General features: G+C 52.9%; 6 protein-coding genes and 1 tRNA gene. 3 read left to right on the top strand and 4 right to left on the bottom strand.

Features of this window, described 5'->3' with window-relative positions:
* The first annotated feature begins 11 nt into the window (after positions 1-11).
* The 3 genes from glyS to ACTHSP_RS15505 all read left to right on the top strand — a co-directional run bounded on the left by glyS (position 12) and on the right by ACTHSP_RS15505 (position 3,489).
* Positions 12-2,111: a glycine--tRNA ligase subunit beta gene (glyS, locus tag ACTHSP_RS15515; protein ID WP_314513103.1), complete on the top strand. Its 2,100-nt coding sequence runs from the start codon at positions 12-14 to the stop codon at positions 2,109-2,111.
* Positions 2,112-2,274: 163 nt separating this feature from the next.
* The gene (apbC, locus tag ACTHSP_RS15510) at positions 2,275-3,354 is read left to right on the top strand and encodes an iron-sulfur cluster carrier protein ApbC (RefSeq protein ID WP_107723784.1); all 1,080 of its coding nucleotides are present in this window, start codon (positions 2,275-2,277) and stop codon (positions 3,352-3,354) included.
* A gap of 59 nt (positions 3,355-3,413) precedes the next feature.
* Positions 3,414-3,489, top strand: a tRNA-Lys gene (locus tag ACTHSP_RS15505).
* 192 nt (positions 3,490-3,681) lie between these two features.
* On the opposite strand, the gene ACTHSP_RS15500 is transcribed toward ACTHSP_RS15505, so the two are convergent.
* From ACTHSP_RS15500 to ACTHSP_RS15485, 4 genes are all read right to left on the bottom strand, one after another.
* Entirely contained in the window at positions 3,682-4,935 is a 1,254-nt protein-coding gene (locus ACTHSP_RS15500; protein ID WP_440346396.1) for an ABC transporter permease, read from the bottom strand.
* On the bottom strand, positions 4,935-5,846 hold the full coding sequence (locus tag ACTHSP_RS15495; RefSeq protein WP_440346395.1) for an ABC transporter ATP-binding protein: 912 nt from the start codon (positions 5,844-5,846) through the stop codon (positions 4,935-4,937). Before ACTHSP_RS15495 ends, ACTHSP_RS15500 begins: the two co-directional genes overlap by 1 nt.
* A 28-nt stretch (positions 5,847-5,874) precedes the next feature.
* Positions 5,875-6,618: an SH3 domain-containing protein gene (locus tag ACTHSP_RS15490; protein WP_314513709.1), complete on the bottom strand. Its 744-nt coding sequence runs from the start codon at positions 6,616-6,618 to the stop codon at positions 5,875-5,877.
* A gap of 80 nt (positions 6,619-6,698) precedes the next feature.
* The coding region (locus tag ACTHSP_RS15485) for a BtrH N-terminal domain-containing protein (RefSeq protein WP_440346394.1) at positions 6,699-7,469 on the bottom strand (771 nt) is incomplete at its 5' end.

Raw genomic sequence — 7,469 nt, 5'->3', positions numbered from 1 at the left:
ACGATAAGCACATGACAACCCAAACCCTTTTAATCGAACTTCTCACTGAAGAACTCCCGCCAAAAGCCCTCAATAATTTGGGCAACCATTTTGCCACTTCCGTTGTCGAAGGCTTGGAAAAAGCGCAACTGATTGATAGTGATCAGATAGATGCGATAGAACTACTTGAATTGACTGTAGAAAAATACACTGCCTACGCTTCTCCGCGCCGTTTGGCCGTTCAAGTCAAAAACGTGAAGGCCGTTCAAGCCGATCAAAAAATCGTGAAAAAAGGCCCGGCCGTGGCGAATGCCATGAAAGACGGTGCGCCGACTAAGGCTTTGGAAGGTTTTGCGCGCGGTGCGGGTGCGAAAATCGAAGACCTGACTATCATCCACGACGGCAAGCAGGATGTGTACGCCTACGAATACGTCCAAACCGGCAAACCGCTAGGCGAGCTTTTGGAAGACATCATCAATGCCGCAGTGAAAAAACTGCCGATTCCTAAGGTCATGCGTTGGGGCAGCAGCACATTTACCTTCGTTCGCCCTGTACACAGCCTGATCGTGCTGCACGGTGGTGACATCGTAAACGTCAGCGTTTTGGGCCTGCAAAGCGGCAACAAAACATTGGGTCACCGCTTCCTCTCCAGCGGCGAAATCGCCATTGAAAATGCCGACAGCTACGCCGCACAAATGCGCGAGCAAGGCAAAGTAGAAGCATCGTTTGCCGAACGCAAAGCCGCCATTCAGACGGCCTTGAACGAGCAGGCAGGCCGTCTGAACGCGACCGTTGCCGCCGATGAAGCATTGTTGGACGAAGTGACCGCATTGGTCGAATGGCCTGTGGTATTGGAAGCCGGTTTTGAAGAACACTTCCTCGCCGTGCCGCAAGAATGCTTGATTCTGACCATGCAGCAAAACCAAAAATACTTCCCGCTGCTCGACCAAAACGGCAAGCTGATGAACCGCTTCCTGCTGGTGTCCAACCTGCAAACCGAAGACCCGTCACACATCATCCAAGGCAACGAACGCGTATTGCGCGCGCGCCTGTCTGATGCCGAGTTCTTCTACAAACAAGACCAAAAAGCGACTTTGGAAAGCCGCCTGCCGAAATTGTCCAGCGTGGTTTACCACAACAAAATCGGTTCGCAAGCCGAGCGCATCGAGCGTCTGCAAAGCATTGCCGCCCATATCGCCAAAGCATTGGGCGCGGATGCCGCCGCAGCCGAGCGCGCCGCACGTTTGGCCAAAGCCGACTTGGTGACCGAAATGGTCGGCGAGTTCCCCGAATTGCAAGGCACCATGGGCAAATACTACGCCCGCTCGGACGGCGAAACCGAAGAAATCGCCGAAGCCATCGAGCAACACTACCAACCGCGTTTTGCCGGCGACAACCTGCCAGAAGGCAAAGTGGCAACCGCCGTTGCTTTGGCCGACAAACTGGAAACCTTGGTCGGCATTTGGGGCATCGGCCTGATTCCGACCGGCGACAAAGACCCATACGCCCTGCGCCGCTCCGCATTGGGTATTTTGCGTATGCTGATGCAGTACGGTTTGGACGTAAACGAGCTGATTCAGACGACCTTCGACAGCTTCCCGCAAGGTTTGCTCAACGAGAAAACGCCGTCTGAAACCGCCGATTTCATGCAGGCGCGTTTGGCCGTGTTGTTGCAAAACGATTATCCGCAAGATATCGTCGCCGCCGTATTGGCGAAACAGCCGCGCCGTTTGGACGACGTAGTGGCAAAACTGCAGGCCGTTACCGCGTTCAAACAGTTGCCTGAAGCCGCCGCGCTCGCCGCTGCCAACAAACGCGTACAAAACCTGCTGAAAAAAGCCGATGCCGAGTTGGGCGCGGTTAACGAAAGTTTGTTGCAACAAGACGAAGAAAAAGCCCTGTATGCTGCCGCGCAAGGTTTGCAGCCGAAAATTGCCGCCGCCGTTGCCGAAGGCAATTTCCAAACTGCTTTGTCCGAGCTGGCTTCCGTCAAGCCGCAAGTCGATGCATTCTTCGACGGCGTGATGGTAATGGCTGAAGATGCCGCCGTGAAGCAAAACCGTTTGAACCTGTTGAACCGCTTGGCAGAACAAATGAACGCAGTTGCCGACATTGCGCTCTTGAGCGAATAAGGCCGCGTTTCAGTTGACCCTTTTTCAGGCTGCCCGATGATTCAGGCAGCCTGAAGTTTTTCGGGCGTATCCCTTGCATGGCGTTCAAGGGTATAATTCAGCAGATTTGTCAGGCAGGCAAATCGCGCACATCAAACAATTTCCCACATTCAAGAGGCAGATTATGAATATTCCAGCCATCCGAACCGCACTCGATGCCGTGTTGATTCCCACCACAATACGCACTTTGGGCAGCGAAAAAGCCGTTTCGCTTCTGGAAGAGCATTCAGACGGCCTGCATATCGGCCTGAAATTTGCGTTCCCAGTTGCCCATATTGCCGCAGACATTGCCAACGCCGTTCAAGAAGCCGTCATTTCGCATACCGGCGATACCCACATTCACTTGAGTATCGATACTGAAATCGGTACGCATAAAGTTCAACCCGGCGTAGCAACCATCAAAGGCGTGAAAAATATCATCGCCGTTGCATCGGGCAAAGGCGGCGTCGGCAAATCAACGACCACAGCCAATCTTGCCACCGCAATGGCCAGAATGGGCGCGCGTGTCGGCGTACTCGATGCCGACCTGTACGGCCCAAGCCAGCCTACCATGCTCGGCGTACAAGACCGCAAACCCGACCAACAAAACAAAAAACTGATTCCCGTTGAAGCCGAAAGCGGCATTCAAGTGATGTCTATCGGTTTCCTAGTCGATACCGACCAAGCCGTCGTTTGGCGCGGCCCGATGGTCAGCCAAGCCTTGCAACAGCTTATGTTCCAAAGCGAATGGGACAATGTCGATTATCTCTTCATCGACCTGCCGCCCGGTACCGGTGATATCCAATTGACCCTGTCGCAAAAAATTCCCGTGACCGGCTCCGTTGTCGTTACCACGCCGCAAGACATCGCCCTGATTGATGCACGCAAAGCCGTGGATATGTTCAACAAAGTCAATATTCCGATTTTGGGCGTTTTGGAAAACATGTCTGTCCATATTTGCACCAACTGCGGCCATGCTGAAGCAATCTTTGGCGCAGAAGGCGGTAAAAACCTGGCAGAGCGTTTGAACGTACCATTGCTCGGCCAGCTTCCGTTGAGCCTGCCTGTACGCGAAGCCATGGACAGCGGTACATCTTCGGCCTTGTTTGAAAACAACCAAACTATCGCCGACATCTACACCGAAGCCGCCTTCCAAATTGCACTGGCCATTGCCGATAAAGGCAAAGACTTCAGCAGCCGCTTCCCGAAAATCGTCGTCGAATAAAAAAGTTTAAAAAAGGTGTTGACAGCTGTGTGACCCGTCTCTATAATGCACAGCTTATCGGGTCGTTAGCTCAGTCGGTAGAGCAGCGGACTTTTAATCCGTTGGTCGAGCGTTCGAATCGCTCACGACCCACCAAATATGAAAACCTGCTTTGAAAAAGCAGGTTTTTTTACGTTTGGATTTTAGGATTTTGTTGAAAATATTTTGTTATTGAAATAATTCATAGCATATCAAGCATCAGGCCGTCTGAAAGATATTTTCAGACGGCCTGAAGTTTTATAGGAATGATTTTGAGAAATAAGTTTTCTACTTAGGGCAGACAAACGTTTAAAACCTAACCTGCGTCTGCAACTGCTTACGATAAACCAATACGGCAGCAGTCAGCGTGGCAAAAGAGAACGCAGACAGTAAAAGCAGATAACGGCCGATTCCGTCCAGTCCGCTGCGGTTGAGCAGCAATTCCTGAAAAGCCTTCAAGCCCCAAGCCATCGGGGAAATCCAAGTGAGTTGCTGCATGGTTTCGGGCATGACGTGGGCGGGGACCATAATGCCGCCGATTGCCGCCATCAGGATGATGCCGCCGCCGCCGAGGACGACGGCGTGTTCGGTAGATTTGGCGCAGACGCTGATTAGAAGCGCGTAGCCGAGTGCGGCGGCGCTGACGGCGGCAGACAGCAGCGCATAGGGGACAAGGCTGCCGTTGAGTATGAGGGCGGGTACGCCGATTTCGGGCAGCAGGTAGCGGCCGAGCAGCAGCATTCCGACAAACTGAAGCTGGTTAATCAGGAAATAGGGGACGAGTTTGGCTGCAATCAGGCCGGACGCGGAGGCGCGGGCGAGACGCAGGCGGGTGATGGTGTTGGTCTGGCGTTCCAGCGCCATGACGTTCGACAGCGGTATCATAATGAAAAACATACCGAAAATCAGCCATGCGGGAACGCTGTGCTGTACGGCGTTGGGTTTTTCCACCGTGCCGCTGCCTGCGCTCAGATAGTGTTCTTCCAGCATTTTTTTATCTAAAAAGCTGCGTACGGCGGCGAATTGTTCGTCGTTTTTTTCATCGACTTTTTTCTGGATGTCTTTGCGGATGGAGCGGGGCAGTTTTTTATTGTCGATTTTGATGCCGTCGTTGTTGTCGAAATAGGCGTCCAGCCGCGTTTCAGTGTAGTGCTGCTGCAAAACGCCTTTGACCGCCGCCAGCCATGAAGGCTCGGTATCGGGCGGTACATAGATTTGTAAGGCTTTGTTGTCGGCGATTTTGTCGGAGGCGAGGTTTGGGTTGTGCAGCACCAGTTGGAAACGCTTGTCGTGCAGGCCGTTTTGCGCGTCGGTCAGTTTTTCAGACGGCATCAGCGTAACATGGATCTGCTCTTTCTCCAGCGTGGCGGCCAGTGCGGTATTGATACTATCGTTTGCTGCGCCAACCAGTGCGATACGGCTGTCGGTGTGCGGGTCTTGGTCGCGGCTCAGCGCCAACGACATAATCAGCATGAAGGCGATGGGCATCACAAACAACACGGCCAAACCGTGCAGGTCGCGACAGAGCAGTTTGAGTTCTTTGAGGAGGGAGGAAATCGTCATTATGGATCTTGCTTATCTGTTGCTGGCTCGTCTTTGCGTAGGAAATCAAGGTAAAACGTTTCCAGTGAACCGTGTCCCTGCTGGAAGTAGCGGATTTGTGCGCCGCTTTCTTGCAGGGCGGCGTAAACGGCGGCGGCATCGTGCGCCGTTTCCATCATACCGCGGCTGTCCACTTGCTTTGCACCCAAGGCGGCCATCGTTTGAGGCGGCAGCGGCGGTTCGACGGTAAAACGCACGACACCGGTTTGCGTGCTTAGAAGCTCGTCCAAACCGCCGTGATACACCAGCTTGCCGTGTTGCAGCAGCGCGATTTTGCCGCAAAGCTGCTCGATTTCCGATAGATAGTGCGAGGTGTAAACCACCGTTACCCCCTGCCGTGTCAAATCCGCCACGCTGTCGAGGATAAAGCGGCGCGACTGCGGGTCGATGCCTACCGTGATTTCGTCGAGGAACACCAGTTGCGGCGTGTTAATCAGACCGATGGCAAAATTCAGACGGCGTTTAAGTCCACCCGAAAGATGCTTTGCCGCTTTGTTTTTGTGGGCGGTCAGGTCGGTCTGTTCTAGAAGCGCATTCAGACGGCCTTTGTCGCGCACTTTGTAAAGCGAGACGAAAAACAGCAGGTTGTCCCACACCGAAAGCTGCGGATAAAACGCAAAATCCTGCGGCACCAAACCGATTTTCTGCCGCTCGCTACGGCTCAACAGGCGCAACGGCTTGCCGTCAAACAAAATTTCGCCCTGCCGCACTTCCTGCAAGCCGGCCAAAAGCGACATCAGCGTCGTTTTCCCCGCACCGTTGTGGCCGAGCAGCCCCAAACATTCGCCGTCGGCAATGTCGAACGACACATTGTCCAGCGCGGCAGTTTCTGCTTTGGGATAACGGTGGGAGAGGGATTGGATTTGAATCATGGCTTCCAAATTGCCCTTTAATGAATATTCATAGTGATACAGTCCATACATAACGCTGTCGGAATTTGCCGTCTTTAAATACGAAACACATACCGAAAGAACCGGCATCATTATTCACCGAATTAAACAGATAAAGCGTCTTATCGCTGCGGCGGTAATAGGCTTTCCAGCCATCATACGCATTGCTGCTGCGTGCAGTGGCGGCAAAATCGGGCAAGAACAGCCCTTGCAGTTCGGCAGCGGGAACTGCTTGACCGTTTAGCGTAATCTGTTCTATGGCAAAGACGCTTTTCGGAATGGAGCCGTCTGTACCGTAAAACGGTTTGCCCCGATAGAGAGGCGCGGTGTCACTATTTGGGGCTGTGCCTGAAAAGTCGCTGCGTTTGGGGTGGATGCGGCGGGCGGCGATGTGTACCGTTTGACCGCCGCTGGACAAAGTCAGTGTGTCGTCGCGACCGAAGTATTCGTGTAGGGCAACGAAGTTTTTGTCGGAAGCGGGAAATATCAGGCGGCTGCGGTGGATAAAGCCGTAACCGCCGATTGCTGTCTGTTGCAACAGCGCGGTACAGAAATTCGGATTGTCTTTGCTGGCTTCGCCTACACATTCCAACGGCGTGCTGTTGGGAATTTTTGCCAAGACTTTGGCATTCAAATCGGGGCTTTCGCGCAAATTGGTGTGTCCGTCGGCATCATGAACCAAGGCAAAGCCGTCCGGCGGCGCGGCATAGGTTAAGGCAGAACACAATAATAAGACAGTAGCTAGGTAACGCATTTTTAATTTCTTTTAGTTTTCAGACGGCCTGAATGTCAAAATAATCCATGGTAGATTAATCGGGATCGAATAAATCCTGATTATTTCAATAATCCCCGCCATAATGCTTCTTCATCATCCGCAATTTTGCGCAGAAATTCGGCAATGTTGCGGCAGCCGTTTTCGGACGGTTTTTTGCACTGTTTCACGCACATCGCCGCAAACTGCCGCCATTGGTCGCCGATGGCGGTCATTTGTTCTGAGGCCGTCTGAAACGCAGGTTCGTTGCAGATATGGGCGGCTTGTTCGAGGAAGTAGGCGTAGATGTAGCGGAAACCTGCGCCGCCGGTGCCGATTTCTTCTTGCATCCGCACCAAATGGCCGAGAAATAGTTTTTGGTATTTGTCGTTTTGTTTGGCAGGCAGAGATTCGATTTTTTTGGCCAGCGTGCGGATGCCTTTGACGCCGATGAAAAAGACCGGTGCGAGCATATGTTTGGCGTTTTTGCGTATGGCTTTGCGGATAATGGCGGGTAAGTCTGCCATGATTTTTTCAGACGGCCTGTTATCTTCCAAGGTGTACATCATGCCTTTTGCCGCCAATACGCCTTTGGCAAAGCGTGCACGCTGCAAATCTTCGGCAGCGCAGCGTTGCACGGTTTCAAATACGGGGTCGCTGATGAGGTAGTCGTTGCCGTCTTTGCCGTATACCAAAAGATTGTGTGCGTTGAAATGGAAGCGCATTTGCGGTGGGAAGTAGGGCAGCCAGAAGACGGAGGTTTGCAAACCGGCCAGTTTGCCTGAGGACAGCGCGGCATCCAATGCGGCTTGTCCGCTTTGTGCGTCGGAAAATTTGCGGACGGATAATTTCAG

The organism is Neisseria sp. P0001.S005 (assembly GCF_051963715.1).
This window is presented reverse-complemented; position numbering and strand designations above follow the sequence as displayed.